Source organism: Maribacter sp. UBA3344, from assembly GCF_002362375.1.
GTDB classification, from domain to species: Bacteria; Bacteroidota; Bacteroidia; order Flavobacteriales; family Flavobacteriaceae; genus Maribacter; species Maribacter dokdonensis.
This window is the reverse complement of record NZ_DERI01000026.1, coordinates 67681-84707: the sequence shown is the minus strand read 5'-3', so window position 1 is coordinate 84707 and position 17027 is coordinate 67681. Positions and strand designations below refer to the sequence as shown.

The 17027-nt window shown below is 35.8% G+C and carries 16 protein-coding genes; 1 reads left to right on the top strand and 15 read right to left on the bottom strand.

The window, feature by feature from the left end; all coding sequences use genetic code 11:
- Positions 1 to 19 precede the first annotated feature (19 nt).
- From B2Z27_RS16090 to B2Z27_RS16065, 6 genes are read right to left on the bottom strand one after another with little or no spacing between them, the layout of a single operon-like run.
- Entirely contained in the window at positions 20 to 634 is a 615-nt protein-coding gene (locus tag B2Z27_RS16090; RefSeq protein WP_286814407.1) for a conjugal transfer protein TraK, read from the bottom strand.
- A gap of 11 nt (positions 635 to 645) precedes the next feature.
- Positions 646 to 1488 carry a hypothetical protein gene (locus tag B2Z27_RS16085; RefSeq protein WP_286814406.1) on the bottom strand — a complete coding sequence of 281 codons (843 nt, stop codon included), beginning with the start codon at positions 1486 to 1488 and terminating at the stop codon, positions 646 to 648.
- A 2-nt stretch (positions 1489 to 1490) separates the two neighbouring features.
- On the bottom strand, positions 1491 to 2123 hold the full coding sequence (locus tag B2Z27_RS16080) for a conjugal transfer protein (RefSeq protein ID WP_414673384.1): 633 nt from the start codon (positions 2121 to 2123) through the stop codon (positions 1491 to 1493).
- Between the two features lie 4 nt (positions 2124 to 2127).
- A complete protein-coding gene (locus B2Z27_RS16075) occupies positions 2128 to 4530 on the bottom strand; it encodes a TraG family conjugative transposon ATPase (protein WP_286814405.1) in 2403 nt (800 codons plus the stop codon).
- On the bottom strand, positions 4517 to 4801 hold the full coding sequence (locus B2Z27_RS16070; RefSeq protein WP_286814404.1) for a hypothetical protein: 285 nt from the start codon (positions 4799 to 4801) through the stop codon (positions 4517 to 4519). The genes B2Z27_RS16075 and B2Z27_RS16070 overlap by 14 nt, the downstream gene beginning before the upstream one ends.
- A gap of 2 nt (positions 4802 to 4803) precedes the next feature.
- Positions 4804 to 5091, bottom strand: a complete 288-nt coding sequence (locus B2Z27_RS16065; RefSeq protein ID WP_286814403.1) for a hypothetical protein — start codon at positions 5089 to 5091, stop codon at positions 4804 to 4806.
- Positions 5092 to 5280: 189 nt separating this feature from the next.
- Between B2Z27_RS16065 and B2Z27_RS16060 the strand changes: the two genes are divergently transcribed.
- Positions 5281 to 5910, top strand: a complete 630-nt coding sequence (locus B2Z27_RS16060; RefSeq protein ID WP_286814402.1) for an N-acetylmuramoyl-L-alanine amidase family protein — start codon at positions 5281 to 5283, stop codon at positions 5908 to 5910.
- Between the two features lie 79 nt (positions 5911 to 5989).
- Here B2Z27_RS16060 and B2Z27_RS16055 read toward each other — a convergent pair whose 3' ends face one another.
- The 9 genes from B2Z27_RS16055 to B2Z27_RS16015 form a co-directional block, all read right to left on the bottom strand.
- Positions 5990 to 7228, bottom strand: a complete 1239-nt coding sequence (locus B2Z27_RS16055) for a HEPN domain-containing protein (RefSeq protein ID WP_286814401.1) — start codon at positions 7226 to 7228, stop codon at positions 5990 to 5992.
- 29 nt (positions 7229 to 7257) lie between these two features.
- Positions 7258 to 9579: a S8 family peptidase gene (locus B2Z27_RS16050; RefSeq protein WP_286814400.1), complete on the bottom strand. Its 2322-nt coding sequence runs from the start codon at positions 9577 to 9579 to the stop codon at positions 7258 to 7260.
- Positions 9580 to 9730: 151 nt separating this feature from the next.
- Positions 9731 to 10714 (bottom strand): AAA family ATPase, encoded by a 984-nt coding sequence (locus B2Z27_RS16045; protein ID WP_286814399.1) that lies wholly within the window; start codon positions 10712 to 10714, stop codon positions 9731 to 9733.
- Positions 10715 to 10787: 73 nt separating this feature from the next.
- Positions 10788 to 11450 (bottom strand): ATPase, encoded by a 663-nt coding sequence (locus tag B2Z27_RS16040; RefSeq protein ID WP_210708398.1) that lies wholly within the window; start codon positions 11448 to 11450, stop codon positions 10788 to 10790.
- Complete coding sequence (locus B2Z27_RS16035) at positions 11434 to 12186, bottom strand: hypothetical protein (protein WP_286814398.1); 753 nt, start codon at positions 12184 to 12186, stop codon at positions 11434 to 11436. The genes B2Z27_RS16040 and B2Z27_RS16035 overlap by 17 nt, the downstream gene beginning before the upstream one ends.
- Positions 12187 to 12189: 3 nt before the next feature.
- Positions 12190 to 12474, bottom strand: a complete 285-nt coding sequence (locus tag B2Z27_RS16030; protein WP_210708396.1) for a helix-turn-helix domain-containing protein — start codon at positions 12472 to 12474, stop codon at positions 12190 to 12192.
- Between the two features lie 293 nt (positions 12475 to 12767).
- Positions 12768 to 13619, bottom strand: coding sequence for an RteC domain-containing protein (locus B2Z27_RS16025; RefSeq protein WP_286814397.1), 852 nt, complete (start codon positions 13617 to 13619; stop codon positions 12768 to 12770).
- 64 nt (positions 13620 to 13683) lie between these two features.
- Complete coding sequence (locus B2Z27_RS16020; protein ID WP_210707533.1) at positions 13684 to 14898, bottom strand: MFS transporter; 1215 nt, start codon at positions 14896 to 14898, stop codon at positions 13684 to 13686.
- Complete coding sequence (locus tag B2Z27_RS16015) at positions 14899 to 17016, bottom strand: copper-translocating P-type ATPase (RefSeq protein ID WP_286814396.1); 2118 nt, start codon at positions 17014 to 17016, stop codon at positions 14899 to 14901. It abuts the gene before it with no gap.
- Positions 17017 to 17027: the final 11 nt, after the last annotated feature.

The window sequence follows — 17027 nt, the reverse complement described above, 5'->3', positions numbered from 1 at the left end:
TTAAATGCCGATTATCGGCTTAACTTTCATCGTTTAATTTTTTTAAGGTGTTCTCGAAATAGTTTGTAATCAACAAACCGTGGGGATTATTTGGAAAGTTCCTGTCAACAGGAATTAGGTTTCCACTAGAAACAAGTTCGTAGGTGTCAATTATTGAACCTCTATTGATTTCAAAGACGGTAACCGTTCTAAAGACGTATGTTCCGTTTTGTTCTTCAATTTGTGAATCAATACTCAGTACTTTTTGAACGAGTGAATACTGAAGTAATCTGTTGTATACACCATCCGCTTTTTTCTGGCGATAGAGATTGTCCACGGAACTATTACCCAGCCAAAGCGCCTTTTCCAAATTGCGTTCATAATTACTCGCATCTATATTATAGAAGTAGTTGTGAAAAAGGTCTAAATGGGCTAATGCCTCTACTTTAAAATTTTCTTTTTGGGTAACGAGCTTCAACGGAATAATAGTGCCATCCGTATTAATAGCAAAGGCACTATTAAGGGCTTCTTTATTTGTCTTGAATGCCATCCATAATGAAAAGGTACTTGAGAACATTGCAAAAATGACAACTGCCAACACGATAAACCTGTTCAACTTTAATACTGCATAAATGTTTTTATAAGGTGTTTTCATTTTCATTGGAATTAACTGGTAAACAATCTGAGCGTGAATGATGTGGCACGTTTATACAATTTGAACTTTAGGAAGACAATAAAAAATACAGACCCTAACTGTACAACAGGTGCGAAAAAACCCTGGCCAGCATCTGTTCCAAATAGGTTCGTCCAGAAATTTGTATTGATTTCGGTGTAGAGTGCATTTACAAACACATTGACCAAAAAGAAAGCTGGCACCAACATATAGACCGCAGCGTATAATTTAAAAAAGGTATAGGCAAGCGAACGGAATTTTTCAAAAACTGCTAGACTTATCACTAATGGGAAAAAGGCCTGCATTATACCCAATAAAAAATAACGTTCCGCAAGGAATAGCGGGTAAATAAATAAGTCCAAAATCCAGAGGATAAGACTTATGATAAATGCAAAGATTTTAAATCCATAGAGTGGCGTAACGAGAGCCTCGTATAATAATGCCATTGCTGCTTGAGCCGCCTCTAAAAAATTGATTTCCTCTTCTATAGGAATATCCTGCATCTGTAATGGTAATAAGGCTGGTGCCGTGCCACGATATTGCGCTTCTATGGAAACCAGAATACTATCGAAGAAGCCCAAAACCTGTGTTGAAAATATAACCAGAAGTACAACCGCAAAATTCTTGGTCAATTCCCCTGGACTTAACCCCCAAGTGTAACCGTCCTTATCCGCAATGCCTTCATTATATTTTTTTAGGATATTGACCAGAAAGAACAATACAGCAAGCGTTTTCATTCCTGCAATGGTATATTGCGAGAAACTACTATTCTGTATGGTTTGAAATACCGCATCGACGTATTCCAGTCCAATCCCTAAAAGTATGGCTGCGGTCATTATTAATACTCCGTTTCTCGATTATTGATTTTATCCTGCATTTTTCTGAAGGATATAATATCCTTGTAGCGTTTCGTTCTTGTATGAATATTTGAAACCATTTCCTTAGATTCTTTCTCTTTCTGTTTTAAAACTTTAGCACGTTCAGCATCAGACATTTTAAGATTATCGCTGGATAAGATTTCACTCATAAAATCAACCGTGTCCAAAGAGTTTTGAACTATGGCATCAAATGATTCCGCAACTCGTGTTACTTCCTCTGGTTTGATATAAGGCGAGTTTAAAATATCTTGTAAATCATTTTGCATTATATTGATAAGGCGTTGATTGTTCTGTGCAATTTCCTCAACCGCCCTAAGCTGTTGAACAACACTAGATACTTTCTCTATAGCTTCCTTTGCATCTTTCAAAAACTTTACGGACTTTATAAGTTGAGAGGTCTGTTTTGCCGATTCTACAAGCGATTTTACCAAACTGATAAAGTTGGTATTGTCATAAACTGGCATCCCCTGAGCGGTAGCACCACTAGGTAATAAAAGGGCAACCATTAAGAATAGCCCGAACAAGAATGTTTTGATTTTTGTTTTACTCATTGCTGAATATTTCTTCTGGTATTCGTGAATCTTCGATTTCATAATATTATGTTTTAGATGTGAATTGAATTATTGCTTTTTCCATATCGTGATGCTCTTCATAGAGCTTCATTATTTCCTCGTTTTCCTTTCCATCGGTTAAGTAAGCTGCATAGACTTCTTTAGGAACTTCAAGCCGAAAGATGTTGCTTTCCTTCCCAATCTTGATAAACATTTCGGTATACTTCCGTGGTCCAGAAAGATTGTTTTTGATGGACTTTAGTTGGTTTAAATCGTGGCTAGATAGATTGAGACGTTTGACCAATTCGTCATAGCCTTTTTCATTATTTAAGCTGTAAATGACTTGTGTGTTTTCAAGTATGCTCTCAGAAGTAGAATTATTCGGAAGTTGATTGATGGATTGCAGAATAATCCCAATCGCACCATTTTGTTTACGGATGGCTTGATAGTAGAATTCCACACTTTCCAGTACATTTTCAAACTTCAGTTGCTTTGCAAACTCATCAAATAGGATGATGCCTTTTTCGGCCCTGTTTTTCCAAATGGTTCTTTGGATGGCCGACTTTATCAGCTTCAACATTACGGACAAGATTTCCTTGTTATCCTTTACTTCATCCAGTTCAAAAACAATTAGGCGTTTGTCCTCAATTTTATAGGTCTGGTCTTCGCTTACTTCAAAGAGGAAGCTATATAGACCATCGCCGACATATTCGGACATTACGTGCAAAAAGCTGGTAATATTGAAATAGTCGGGATGGATTTTTAAGGTGTTCAGAAGGTCTTTCTGATTCCTCTCTATAAAGTTGCAAAAACCATCTAGCGAATGATTTTCTGATGTACTGTTGTAATAGTGGCGCAATATCTTTTTAACCGAAACCGATTGTGCCTTGGAAACTTTTAAATCTGATGCGAATAGTTCAAACAGAAAGACTGATAAATCTTCCAGTCGCTCAGGTGTCAAGTCATTTACATCACTTATATAAAAAGGATTGATACCGAGATTTTTACCACTTTCATAACGAAGCACGGTATATTTTTCTGGATAGAGTTTGGCAAATTTTGTGTAGGATCCGCCAAGGTCAATTATGACCAGACGGACACCACTCTCAAAATATTGCCTCAGTATATTGTTTGCCAAGAACGATTTACCCTCACCCGTTGGCGCAAAAATGGCAAAATTGCGTGCCTTGATGCGCTTCTTGCGCTCGTCCCAAACATCCTTTAGAACTGGAACGTTATGTTCCCTGTCATTAAAGATAATTCCAGTAGCATCCGAGTTGTAGTTTGTATTATTAATAAACAAGCATAGTGCGTGTTTTAAATCCGTTACATATAAATCGTTATTTGAAAAGTTTGAAGAAAAACAGCAGTAACTATTTAGTATATAGTTCTTCCGTTCCTCACCTCTTGGATAATATGGGATAATATCCAGTTCCTTAAATTCAGTTTTGATTTTAGAACCGATTCGGCTTAAATTTTCTGGGTTTTTATCCCAGTACACTATGTTTAAATGACCCCGTATAATACGTGCATTATCATCGGCATTGATTTGGTCAAGAATGTGTTGAATTTTACCTAGTACGACTTTGTTCTGTGAACCGAAGTTGGAACTTTTATTGAGTTCCTCGACTTTCTTATCGAGTAGCTTGCGCCACTTCTGTTTATCATCCAAATACAGGATTTGATTAACAATATGATTCTCATTAAGCGTAAGCCCTAAGCCATCAATAAACCCTTGATGAAACACAAAATCGTCAGATGTGAATTTCTCATTGGTCTTGCTACTCTGTACACTTTCGCCAAAGCACAGTTCGCTATTGATAGCCAGGGCATCAAAATGGTTTTCGCCAATATTGACGCTTTTTTTATCTAGTATGATATCGGTATCAAACCCATCATTGAAGCCATTGAAATAGCCATTTGTGAGTTGCTGTATCTCTTTCGCTTTAAGCGAAACGAAGGTCATCTTTCGGCTATTGTTTATAAAGGAGATAGAATCGCTTACTGAACCGATGAAGCTCTTAACGTTATCATCCAATTGTTGAACAATTCCTTTGGAAACTTTACGAAAAGGATTGACATATTTTGAATTATTCAACGCTTTGTTCTTAGTGAGCGTAAAGAACAAAAAGCAACGATGTTCCATATAATCCCTCCCTTTGAAGTGGTCGTGGGTCGCTTTTTCTAGAAAGGTTGTATTCGGAAGCTTTTCTGAAGTGTATGTTTTCTTTAGGTAGATATCCTGTTTTTGCACTACCGTACCAATAGGCAATGATTTTAAAGCCTGAAACCAAGCACCGTGTATGTCCTCGAAGTCTTTTTCAGATTGTGAATAGATTTCTGGTAGCGTTCCTTCATAGCATAGGACGACATTGCCATTATTGGCAAATACGATATTGTCTTGAATATCCGCAATAGGGTTATATGCTGAAAGATTAATCTTGTTCATAATAGAAGCCAGAATTTCTTTTGTTACTTATTATTTTAGGGAAGGCTTTAGCTGTTTGAAAAAGTTGTGGATTATTAGCCATCCTTGTAAGAGCGATGTATAAGGCTGCATTAAAAACCATAACACCTATTATCATTAAGAAGCTGAATGAAAAAATGATGATTAATAACGAAGCAAGAATCGCAACCATCATTAATGCAAACAAGGAAATAGGCAACCCAAAAATGACCGCTCGTTTCCTGATGTTTTTATAGACCTCAAACTTCTTCATAGTTACACTACGATTCCGATTAAGTATGTGAAGATGCCGACTACTGCGCCAGCAATCAAAACAAATACTAGTACTCTAGTAATTCCTTTTTTAAGGTCTACATTTTCCCCAAAGAAATGCCCTGCATTAAACAGGAAGCCAACTAGGAAAATGACACCCAATAAAATTGGAAAAATGGTTCTGATGGTATCGCCAACATCATTAACTGAATCTTCTATGCCACCAATTTGAGCAAAAAGCGAAGTGGATAAGAGCGAAAGAACTGATGCTAAAAAGTGTGATTTTTTCATAATAAAATTGTTTAGATTTTCGTGTTGTTTTCGTTGTTAGAAATTTACATATATTTGTTTATAAATAACTGAAAATCAAATATTTGTGAATAAAATATTATTTGAAATCAATTGAATTTAATTGCTATTATTTGGTATCAAATTCTATGAGGTTTTGAAAGAAAGTTGTTGATAACCTGAAAATTGAAAATGAAAAAAGTGTTCAAAAACGTCAATTTTGTCTTTTTGCTTCTAAAAATGAGCATCATTTTTGGACAAGAAATGAGTGCTCAAAAACGAATAATTATAGACGTTGGACACGGTGGAAAAGATGCTGGTGCAATTGGTATAATTAAAATCCAAGAAAAGGACATCGTATTGGATATTGCGAATGCCATTTTGAAGCTGAATTATGACTTAGATAAACCTTTAGATATTTATTTGACCAGATATAAGGATACGCTTATTTCATTATCTGATAGAACAAGGCTTGCCAAAATCTTAAAAGCAGATTTATTTGTGTCTTTGCATTGTAATCATTCGGATAATCCAAATGCAAGAGGAATTGAAATTTATGCTTCAAAAACGCAAGGGGAATTTTCTAAAGAATCTGTTTTTGTCGGTTATCAAATAGAAAAGACACTTTGCGCAGCGATAGGATATGAAAGTAGAGGTGTGAAGTTTGCTAATTTTCAGGTGCTACGGGAAACGGTTGGTTATTGTCCTTCCGTGCTTTTGGAATTGGGGTTTTTGAGTAATGAGGATGAGGGTAATTATATTTCAAGTTATGTAAATATTAAGCAAATCGCATCAACCATTTTAAAATCGATAGAATTATGAAAGAGTTTAGAATTGAAGTGGTAAAATGTTTAAGAGATTTAATTATAACGGTAATCCGTACACTAAATAAAAAAAAGAATTAAGTTAAAGGATTTGAACCAAGTATCACATTGGTTCTCTGTAAACCTACAAAGGTGTTCTTGCCTTGTTCGATGAATTTATTTAAAAGGGAATCTTCGATGTTATCAAGCTTTGCTAGCAGTAAATAGGCTATAGTGTAATCAAACAAGAAACTGATATAGAGTAATTCGAATTCAGAGTAGATATTTTTATTATCAAGATTGCTGTGAATATGATAGTCTCTAGCTCTTACAACTTTATTTGGGAATGTTTTCCAAATGTCATCTGCAAAATCGCCAATTTTTATGAAGATTTCTTCATTCTCTTTTATACGCTTGTATAATTGATTTTTTCCCTCTTTTGAATAATTTTTACAATAAGCTTCATAGGCTGAAATACTATTTATGAAACGTTTATTATGACTTGGGTGCTTGCCTATAAAGTTTTCCATCAATTTATCTAAACAAAACTTAAAAGTATCATCTGTGTATGCAGCTGCTAATATCGATTTGAGACTGCTTTTTACTTTTTCGTAATCTGTATGGATAAAGGTTGAAGTAGATTTTGTTAGTTGAGTATCGTTATAATAGAAATCCTTGTCTTCACCGCAGCCTAGACATTTAAAACTAAATTTTCTAAATTTCTCTGAACGACCAAAAGTTAATTGTAATACTTTTTGAAATTGATTGTAATACGCAATTGCCCCTAGAATATCTATAGGCTCTTCTAATTCAAATTTTATAGCACCTCGATTAGAAATATCCAAGCCAGTTTGTCTTTTTGTATTGATATTTTGATAGTGGCATATTGTAATCTTTAAATTAATATTTTCAATTAAGTACTCATCTTTAAAAATCTTCTTATGAAGTTTATCTTCTGTATGGTCATACCAAAGCGTATGGCTAACCCATTTTGAAATAACGTCATTTACAATATAGAATTCCTTAATTTTGAGCGTTTGGGTGTCGATTAAGTGTTTATGACTAACGAATGAATATTTTGCTCTATAAATTCTAGTTTCAGTTATGCCACTAGATGAGTGTTGTATGCGGCAATCAATAAATGTTATATATCCGAGACCAGTAAATAGTCCTAAAATTTGAGGTTCTTTATAATTTCTTTGTTTTGAGTGTAGGTTGGTTTCTAACCAAATATCATCATCGTTAAATGACATCACACAGAATTGCTTTTCGTCTTCTTTTTCTACAAACCAGACCTCGCCATAATATTTTTTATTTTTATCAAAGCCATCAATCATAGAAGCAACATATTGAATATTTTAGAACATTAGATAAGAATATCGATTTGATTTAATACAGGGTTATATAAGTCAATATCATTATTAGAAGAGTCTATTGATAAGATTAAGCTATATCTAACAGAGTTATTGTAACGAAGTAATTTCTTTCTAGTGCGCCACCACCCATTAACAGGAAAAATGGCAACAGTATTTCTGGTGGCAAGGTCAGCCGCTGTCCCTTTCCAAATATCTTTATGAGTTGAACCTTTATCTCTTACTTTGTTACCAATAATCCAACTTTCACCAGAATAAGTACCACCTTGGTCTTCCATTCTTGCTTCCCTATTTACCCTTTCACGAAAGTGTTCAATAGATTCACCAGAATCTATCATTTTAAACCTAAGACCGTGTGATTGATAATAATATGATTTACTATATTGTTTGTTCCCAGGATTTGGTTCTATGAAATAACATAAAGTGGCCGTTAGCGTTACTTCACTATCAAAAAGAGCAGTTAAAACCTCGGTAGGCCAAGGTAAACTATGCAGATGCATTTCGTTAGTTTTCACTGTGCTACCGTCAAGTACAAAAGGGCTCAAAGATTCCTGAGCTATAAGCGTAAGTGAGTTATTTGCGCTTCGAACCGCTTTTTGAAAATCGGGCATTCCGTAACCATAGGTTCGTAATAAGTCTCTTTGTTCAGGATTATTCAGTTCTTCAATATTTCGATTTGCTAGCATTTCGGAATTCCAGTCTGCCGAATGCACAAGAAGACCTTTTATAGTTTCTGGCCACAACATAGGATATTGCGATGTCAACATTGCAGCATATCTCGATGCCAAGGCAGTAGCGCCACTAGTATCACCAAAACTATGAAGTGGCTCTGTTCTAAAATTCTTACCGATAGATAGTAATCGTAGAGAATCTGGGTCAATGATGCCATCGTTGTGAATACCATAATTACCACCTTCCAATACTAATTCAGGTTTCAATGCCCAATTGTTTTCCCACGAAAGTGAGGTACTATTACTAGGGGACATACCACCTGCTTGAACCAAAGGGGTCGCACCTCTAAATTGAGCTTGGTCTATTACAGTTTTATGAGTGATTGAACCAATCGTTAATGCGTTGAATGCCTGAGCTGGGTCGTGTATAGATTCTTCAATATTTTTTTGGGGATATTCAGAAACGTGATTTATATCGGTGTTGCCACTTGAGATGCAAAATAATGATTTATCATTTGTAGTTCCTGCTTCACCAAAGGCAATCTTGTCAATTGAACTTGACCACGATGACGGTTTCCCTTTGTCTCGACCATCTGTTGCAGTAACTGCCATTGTAAGAATACGTTTGTTTACAGGATTGAGAATGGTTGCCCTAGCAATAGCTTCTTCTGTCACCGCACCATAGAGCTCTGGTTGATGTGGATTATTTGGATGAATTAGTTTGATGGATTCAAGACGATGGAATATTTCAATGTTTGAAGCGTCTTGTAATATATCGGTAAGGTCACCATACAATGAGGTTCCTGCCATTGGTGTTCCGTGTCCGTGTCTATCTGTATCAGCGTTTCCCCATTCAGGATTTACAGAATCCATATTCCTTTCTGGAAGAAAATCTTCTAAAAGAGGATGACCACGGTTCACACCTGTATCCAAAATACAGATAATTACTGAATCATCAGTAGTTCTATTAATTGTGCGGTTTCTTAAGTCTTGCACCCAATCATTTGCATCAGCATTATCTAGTCCTGTAAAAAAATTAGCTGCTTCTTTGGGTTTTCTTAGTTCAGCTAATTTGTCTGAATATAGTATTGTGGTTGAAAGTTCTCGTGCTGTACATCTTACCATTCGAACAATGTGTTCTGGAAACAACAATCTACGTTCAGCAACCACAATTATGTTATCGACCAGCATATTAATGACAGCTTCATCTTCACGAATGTCATTTTGAGTATCTTCTCGTCTCAACCAAACTTCCCACCAAACTTCTTCATCTAATTCGGGAAAATCGATTTCATTTTCTTGCCAAAAGCTAGATAGTGTTGCTCTTTGAATATCAGCAATATTGTTTAATAACTTGGTGTTGCGCGGATTACCTGATGCACTATCATTTTCAGGATTTAAATACGCTTCAATTTTTCCTAGAAACTTTGATATTCCGTTTGTATTTAGGTAAATACAAGCTCTATATTGCTCGTGTTCTTGACCGCCAATGATTAATTTTTCTAATTTCGAGGATACAAAACGATGGTCACCGCTTCGACCATCCTCAAAACTATCGAATGCCAAAAGACAGTCTTTTTCAGAAATAAACTCTAGATATACGAAATCGATTTCAGTATTCTCTCTAAACGACTCAACTGCCATACCGAGTTGATTCCGCAAGGTATTACCGTGATTGTTTCTATTCCTTCCAGTAGGATTTACTGGGTCACGACCTGTACCAGGACTTGTGTAAGACTAGGTAGATACATACCCAGAAAGAATTATGTGGTCTAAATTTCTTGGCATTTATCTATTAAAACTGGGTCTTTTTACTTTTAATGAATTTAAGAAGTATTGTTGATGAAACTTTATCGGTATTATGTACAATCATTTCCTTTATGGCATCTTTACAAGCATTTGAAACATCTGCAAAGCTTAAACCTACTGCCTCTTTTGAAAGCGCATTTATGGTTTTACCTTTAGCGAGAGAATATCCCTTAAGCTGAACTTTTAGTAGTTTGACTATTTCTTTATCACTAGGAAGTGGATATTGTATAATGTCATCAAAACGTCTAAATAAAGCTTTATCTAATGATTCAGGAATATTTGTGGCTGCAATAAGTAAACTATTTGATTCATCTTTTTCGATATTCATCAAAAAACTAATTAGAACCCTTTTTATTTCCCCAACATCGTTTCCATAACTTCTATTCGACCCAATTGAATCAAATTCATCGAACAAATAAACAGCTCTATGTTGATACATAGAATCAAAAATCAGTTTAAGCTTTGCAATAGACTCACCCATATATCTACTAATCAACCCATCAAGACGAATTATGAATAATGGTATTTCTAAATCACCAGCAATTGCCTTTGCCGTCATTGTTTTACCACAACCCGGTGGTCCAACGAGCATTAATTTTCTTCTAGGTGCTAAATTGTGTTGTAAGAGTTGGTCAAACTTTTGCTGTTCGGAAAGAACACGAGTAATTGCTTCTGAAACTTGCTCGGTCAAAACCATATCCTTTGTTTTGATATGCGGACGGTAAACTTCTAGTAAATCTTTTAATTCTCTTTGAGCTTCATTTACAGGAAGAATTCTTGTCTTAGTAACTGATTTTACATTTCGCTTTGACTTTATTTTTTCAATAAGTCCCTTCAGTTCCTCGGCAAGCTTAATGTGCCCTTTTTTAGCTTCAGCGGCGGCAATCTGCATAGCTGTTGTATAGAAACGACTATCGTCTTCGTCACCATAACTTTGTAATAATGCCTTTATCTTTTCTGCTGCTGCCATAAAACAAAAGTACTGAATTCCAAATTATTTATAACTAAAATTTTAAACTGATAAGTATATTTTAAGTTTTAAATCACTTCCGCTTATCCCCAGCCTTAGTGTCAAACGCAATTAAGTTAAATAGTTCTCGCATTCTGCTACGAACCCGATTGCCGTAGCGTTCTTCCAGTTCTTCGGCATTGAGATTTGTGGTAGCGTGTGTCTTGATTTTATGTTTGGTCTGAAGATAAAGTTCATATCGGGAAAGCAACACTTCGCCCATTACGTTCAAGTCTTTGCCATAGAATCTTCCGGCAGGTTCAATGCCTAAATCATCAAAGCAATAAAATCTGGTATTGCCATAGTCTTCAATAGTTTTAAAACCAAGGTGGTTAAAACTGAAGGCTACATTCCTGCACGGAATCATTTCATAAGGTCTTTGCATTGGTACGATATGGCGCAGTAGTTTCATCAAGGTTGTTTTTCCGCATCCTACTGGGCCAGAAAGTAAAATACCTTTGTCGATATCAATTCCGTTCTTTTCACAATTTTCTTTGTCCTTGATGAAATAATGGCAAAGATTACGAATGATAACGGTGTCTTCATCATAGATTCTAAATTGCTGACCAAAGAGTTTCATTCCCTTTGCATTTAGATAAATCAAGATTTTGTCAAAATCGTAAAGAACGCTTTTGCCATCAAACTTTCCGAGCGAATATTCCACGCCACCTTCGTTAATTTTAGAGGGGTTGTCCATAATCTTTGTTTTTAGTGGTTCGCAAGTTGTCCTTGATTTGGGACGCCTGTTTTTTATTTGAATTGTTTTCATTGTTGAATAATTCGGTTCTATCCATCCAATTCATAGCTAAAGCTCGCCAATCTCGAATTTCATTTCCATCGCTCGTTTGCCAATTCCGAGTTTCGTAATGCTCGAAGAATTTTTTTCCTTCATCAGCATTAAAACCTTTTTCAATAAAAAAATCAATAACAGCCTGCCAGCCCTTTGGTTGTTTTATAGTATTTACTTGTTTGGTATTGTTTATAGTAGATACCAATGCTTGTCCACCTATGGGACGGTGCGGGTCCAGAGCTTGTCCGTTAATGGGACGGTGCTGTCCCACAACTGGTTCCCGTATGGGATGGTACTGTTCCGCAAGCTGTTCTAATGTGGGATTGTACCGTCCCATATCAGGTTCATCACTTGTACCGATAATGGTCATCTTAATTTTACTGCCTTTGTATGGATTGTTTGACGGAAAATAGGATAAGTATTCCCAAGAGTCTAAATCGGTAACACACCTATGGTACGTAGATTTCGAACCGATTTTTGAAGCCATCATTAAGTCTCGTCGGTTCACGTAGAACTCACCTGCAAACCGGCTACTATTCCATTCTTGGAACAGCGCCATATACAGACTTATATGTGTTGTGTTGAGGCGATCGTCGAATAAGAACTTTTCAAAAGCCGCATTTAGTAGCTTTATGTAGTTCATCGTTTATGAATTTAGCTTGTGCTGCACACGATTTGATGTCATCACACCTTGAATTTCCTCGGCATCATAGTAGATAATACCGCCAACTTTTGTGTATGGTAGCGTACCATTTATGCGAAGATTCTGTAATGTTCCTGGACTGACTTGAAGCATATCCATTACTTCGGAAGATTTTAGATATTTCTTAAGTTTTCCAGTTGCTTGTTTAGATAGAAGATTTTTAATATCATCGAGCAATTCCATTTTGAATTCTCGAAGATCATCGGTAGTAATAATATTTGCTGGCATAATAGAACGATTTTAAAGAAAGGGACTATCGTTTTAATTTCAACTAATTTGATAGCCCCTAACCTGATTTGACTTTCGTTCTACAAATTTGGGATGGTTTATTGGATTTTAATCCCAAGTTGCACCCAAGTTGGGTGTTTTTATTTACTCATTTTCAATGGTTTAGATTAGTTTGATTTAGAGGCTATTTTTTAATTCACCCATACCAAATGATGATAAATAAAATTAATTTTATTTTTTCCCAAGTTACACCCAACTTGGGAAAAAATTTAACATTTTGAGCTTATTGATTATTACCCATCCGTTTCTTGCATTCGCCTCAAAAGTGTAGCTTTTAATCTATCAATAAATTTAGTCTGGTCACTTTTTCGTTCTCTTATTTCTAGAAAAGTTCGATACACATTACCAAGTTTTAAATCGAACATACTCTCACAAGCTGAAGCCATTTCTTTAATGCCTGCTGTGCCACTTTTTATTGCTCCTGACGCTTGTAATGCATAAATCAATTCAATTAAGTCTGTTTTTGAGGCTGTCCACCCAAGTTGCTCACCGTTTGATAAAGTGTTCCACTTACTTGGTATGCCGTTGGATAGATCTCTTAAATAGCTTAATTCCTCAACGTAGTGGCTAATTAATAGATCATAGGCCATAATTTGGGCAATTGTATTATCATGGCTTGTAGAAAATTCAGCATCTGTATAAAAATGGGAAGTGTCTGATACCAAGCTAATTTTATCATGTCCTCTTACAAAATAAAATTCATCTAGAAGTTCAGAATCCTCCCTGTAATATTTTACAAAATCTATATTTTGTCGATTACTTTCTTGTAACCTATTTATTTCTGAATCAATAAATTTCTCTTGGGATTTTATTGTTCCTGCAGGCCTGTTTATCAAAAAATTATAGAGCATAGCATAAAATTTTAATCTACTGTAGATGTAGGGCTTATGCTTTTTAAAGAATATTATTTCATTTTGTTGATCGACAAATTTATTTTTCCTTACGCATATGCGTAACTTCTGTAAATATTCTCTTGAAATAGAAATACCTTGTTCAACATTGTTGAAATCGCCAAGATTAGATTCCTCAACTACTTTTATTTCCTCTTTGTAATTATCTAGTATTATATGAATTAACTTATGCAAAATGTTTTTGGGGCTTTAGACTTGGGTTAATTATCAATAAGTAATATGTATATGATATATCTTTTTATGGGGGATTTTTAAAAAATAACAGACAACCAATAGCAACCAAAACAATGATTCCAGCAATTATGAAAGGATAGTAAAAACCGCCTGTAATCAGCCAAGTTCCTAAAACGGGACCTAGAATTTGACCAATACTATTTGTCGAACTCTGTATGGAAATGTTCCTGCCAGTATTGTTTTTTGATATTAATGAAACCGCAGAAAGTAAATTGGGCGTTACCATTGCACCTCCAGCAGCAAAAACAATGATTAATGCATAGACCAAAAATTCATTATTAAAAAATGGAAAGGCAATTAAGGATAATCCAGATATTAATAATCCTAAAGCAATTTGTTTCTTTGTGGATAAAAACTTCTCTCCGTAAGTAGCGAACACGGGTTGTAAAACAGCCATTATTGAACCACATAGCATAAAACCTATACCAACTTGATTACTGTTAAATCCTAATTCATCTTTCCCATAGATTGAAAAGACAGTTTCAAATAGCGTCACTACAAATTGGATGACAAACGATAGCACTAGTAACACGATAAAATATTTGGTAAATGTGAACCGCAAGCTCACTTTTTGTGTTCTGAACTTATGTACGCGAGTGGTGTTTTTTAACCATTTCATTACAACCAATAAGACAATCAATCCTAAAAGGGCAGCAAATAAAAAGGGGACTGAAAATCGGTCTAAATGTAGCAGACCAATTGTATATTTTAAATGAAGGTCAGTCTGGGACAAAAAACCACCGATGACAGGGCCGAAAATAACCCCAGAGCTAATAGCAACGCCAGACCAAGCCATTATTTTTGTTCTCCGTTTTTCAGAAGTAATATCGCTTAAATATGCGTTGCTAACTGGAATAACTGAAGACGTGAAAATACCACCAAAGATTCGAGCGATATAGAGCATTGTCAAAGATGTGGCTAGGCCAGTAAGTAATTGCATAATTACAAAGCCGATTAGTCCACAAATGATAATAGGTTTACGACCGTACTTGTCTGATAGCTTTCCCCAAACCACCACAAACAGTAATTGAAAAAACGGATAGATGCTCGTGAGCAGTCCAATGTGGAAGTTGATAAGGTCAGTATCGAGATTGTCTTTTAAAGCTAATCTTTCGGTATAGTAGGGAAGGGTTGGTAATAAAATACCATACCCTAACATTACTACAAATAAACTCAATAGGATTAAAAATATCCTGTTGAGTTTTTCTTTCCTATCCATTTACTTTTTACCAATTTTTCGCTTCAATAATTGAGCATTAATAGCCACTATAATAGTACTTAAACTCATAAATACCGCACCTACTGCCGGCCCTAAAACAAACCCTGAAGAATACAGTACTCCAGCAGCTAAAGGAATGGCTACTACATTATAACCCGTCGCCCATATTAAGTTCTGAATCATTTTATTATAAGTAGCTTTACCAAATAAAATTAGGTTAGCTATATCTTGTGGATTGCTATTGACTAATATAATATCAGCAGTTTCAGCAGCTACATCAGTACCAGAGCCTACTGCGATTCCAACATTAGCTTTAGCAAGAGCAGGCGCATCGTTTACACCATCTCCTGTCATTGCAACAAATTCACCTTCTACTTGAAGCTTTTCTACGATTTCCACTTTTTGATGTGGTAACACCTCTGCGTAGTAACCGTCCAATCCTAATTTTTCACTTACGGCTTTAGCTGTCTTTTCGTTATCGCCAGTAGCCATTAATACCTTGATGTTGTTCTTTTTGAACACTTTAATCGCATCCGCAGATTCTGGTCTTATTTCATCAGCAAGAGCGATGTATCCTGCTAGCTGACCATCGATTAATACAAACACAACAGTTTCAGCAGCGTCACTATAAGCATCTTCAGGAATAGTGATTTTTTCATCCCTTAAATAACCAGGACTAACCACTTTTACTTGCTTACCTTCTACATTTGCCTCTACACCTTTACCAGTAATCGCATTAAAGCTTTCAGGCTTTGGGATTGTAATATTGTCTTCTTTAACTTTTTTAATAATCCCAACAGCAATTGGATGTTCTGAACTTTGTTCCAATGCACTTGACAGTCTTAAGATTTCTTCGTTTGAATAAGTCGCATTTACAGATTTGATTCGAGTAACGCCAAAGTCCCCTTTGGTCAAAGTCCCTGTTTTGTCAAATAGTAAGGCGGATATCTTTCGTGATTCTTCAAATGCAGTTCTATTGCGGATTAATAATCCATTTTGTGCAGATACAGCGGTAGAAATGGCAACTACAAGAGGAATTGCAAGACCGAGTGCGTGTGGGCAAGCGATAACCATAACGGTAACCATTCTTTCTAAAGCATAGACAAAAGGAAAGCCTAAAATCAACCAAACTGCCAACGTACCAAAACCAATAGCCAAAGCTATATAAGTCAACCATTTTGCAGCTCTATCGGAAAGATTTTGCATTTTAGATTTGGTCTTTTGCGCTTCCTCAACCATCGTAATAACCTTGTTGAGATAGCTATCTTTTCCAGTATGTTCAACCTTTACTTTTAAGGTGCTATTGCCATTTACAGAACCACCGATTACTTTATCTTTTTCTTCTTTTTTTACAGGTTTAGATTCCCCTGTTAGCATTGATTCGTTCAAGTAACTTGAACCTTCTACTATAATACCGTCAGCTGGCACTTTCTCTCCGGGTTTTACCAATATCACATCATCTTTTAATAAATCTTCAAGTGCGATATCTTCAATAGTATCTCCTTTAACGCGATGCGCTTCCGCAGGCATCATACTTACCAAAAGCTGTAATGCTTTTGATGCACCCAGCACGCTTTTCATCTCAATCCAATGCCCTATGAGCATAATGGCGATAAGAGTCGCTAATTCCCAAAAGAAGTCAACGCCTTGTAAACCAAAAACGGTTGCAGAACTATAGAAGTAAGCGACACTTATTGCCATAGATATAAGTGTCATCATCCCTGGTGCACCATTCTTTACTTCGGAAACAAATCCTTTAAGAAAAGGCCAGCCACCATAGAAATATACAATGGTAGAAAGCGCAAAAAGGACATACGAATTGCCAGGAAGTAAAAATTCATATCCAAAAAACTCTTGAATCATTGGCGAGAAGAACAAAATTGGAATGGTAAGGACTAGCGTTACCCAAAATCGTTTTCTAAAGTCTGCAATCATCATTTTATGATGGTCGTGACCCATTTGTCCGTGACCCGGATTATGGCCCGAATGGTCTCCACCGCCCTTTTTCATTTTGGAATGATCCATTTTGGAATGGTCTTCTTTTTCGTGGTTCATTTTAGAATGATCCATTTTCGAATGGTCCATTTCGTTGTGTTTGTGCTGCTCGTGATTTTCCATTATAGTATTGT

Excerpts from the sequence above, each read along its gene's own strand:
- B2Z27_RS16090 (WP_286814407.1), bottom strand. The coding sequence starts at position 634 with ATGAAAACACCTTATAAAAACATTTATGCAGTATTAAAGTTGAACAGG.
- B2Z27_RS16085 (WP_286814406.1), bottom strand. The coding sequence starts at position 1,488 with ATGACCGCAGCCATACTTTTAGGGATTGGACTGGAATACGTCGATGCG.
- B2Z27_RS16080 (WP_414673384.1), bottom strand. The coding sequence starts at position 2,123 with ATGAAATCGAAGATTCACGAATACCAGAAGAAATATTCAGCAATGAGT.
- B2Z27_RS16075 (WP_286814405.1), bottom strand. The coding sequence starts at position 4,530 with ATGAACAAGATTAATCTTTCAGCATATAACCCTATTGCGGATATTCAA.
- B2Z27_RS16070 (WP_286814404.1), bottom strand. The coding sequence starts at position 4,801 with ATGAAGAAGTTTGAGGTCTATAAAAACATCAGGAAACGAGCGGTCATT.
- B2Z27_RS16065 (WP_286814403.1), bottom strand. The coding sequence starts at position 5,091 with ATGAAAAAATCACACTTTTTAGCATCAGTTCTTTCGCTCTTATCCACT.
- B2Z27_RS16060 (WP_286814402.1), top strand. The coding sequence starts at position 5,281 with ATGAAAAAAGTGTTCAAAAACGTCAATTTTGTCTTTTTGCTTCTAAAA.
- B2Z27_RS16055 (WP_286814401.1), bottom strand. The coding sequence starts at position 7,228 with ATGATTGATGGCTTTGATAAAAATAAAAAATATTATGGCGAGGTCTGG.
- B2Z27_RS16050 (WP_286814400.1), bottom strand. The coding sequence starts at position 9,579 with ATGGCAGTTGAGTCGTTTAGAGAGAATACTGAAATCGATTTCGTATAT.
- B2Z27_RS16045 (WP_286814399.1), bottom strand. The coding sequence starts at position 10,714 with ATGGCAGCAGCAGAAAAGATAAAGGCATTATTACAAAGTTATGGTGAC.
- B2Z27_RS16040 (WP_210708398.1), bottom strand. The coding sequence starts at position 11,450 with ATGGACAACCCCTCTAAAATTAACGAAGGTGGCGTGGAATATTCGCTC.
- B2Z27_RS16035 (WP_286814398.1), bottom strand. The coding sequence starts at position 12,186 with ATGAACTACATAAAGCTACTAAATGCGGCTTTTGAAAAGTTCTTATTC.
- B2Z27_RS16030 (WP_210708396.1), bottom strand. The coding sequence starts at position 12,474 with ATGCCAGCAAATATTATTACTACCGATGATCTTCGAGAATTCAAAATG.
- B2Z27_RS16020 (WP_210707533.1), bottom strand. The coding sequence starts at position 14,898 with ATGGATAGGAAAGAAAAACTCAACAGGATATTTTTAATCCTATTGAGT.
- B2Z27_RS16015 (WP_286814396.1), bottom strand. The coding sequence starts at position 17,016 with ATGGAAAATCACGAGCAGCACAAACACAACGAAATGGACCATTCGAAA.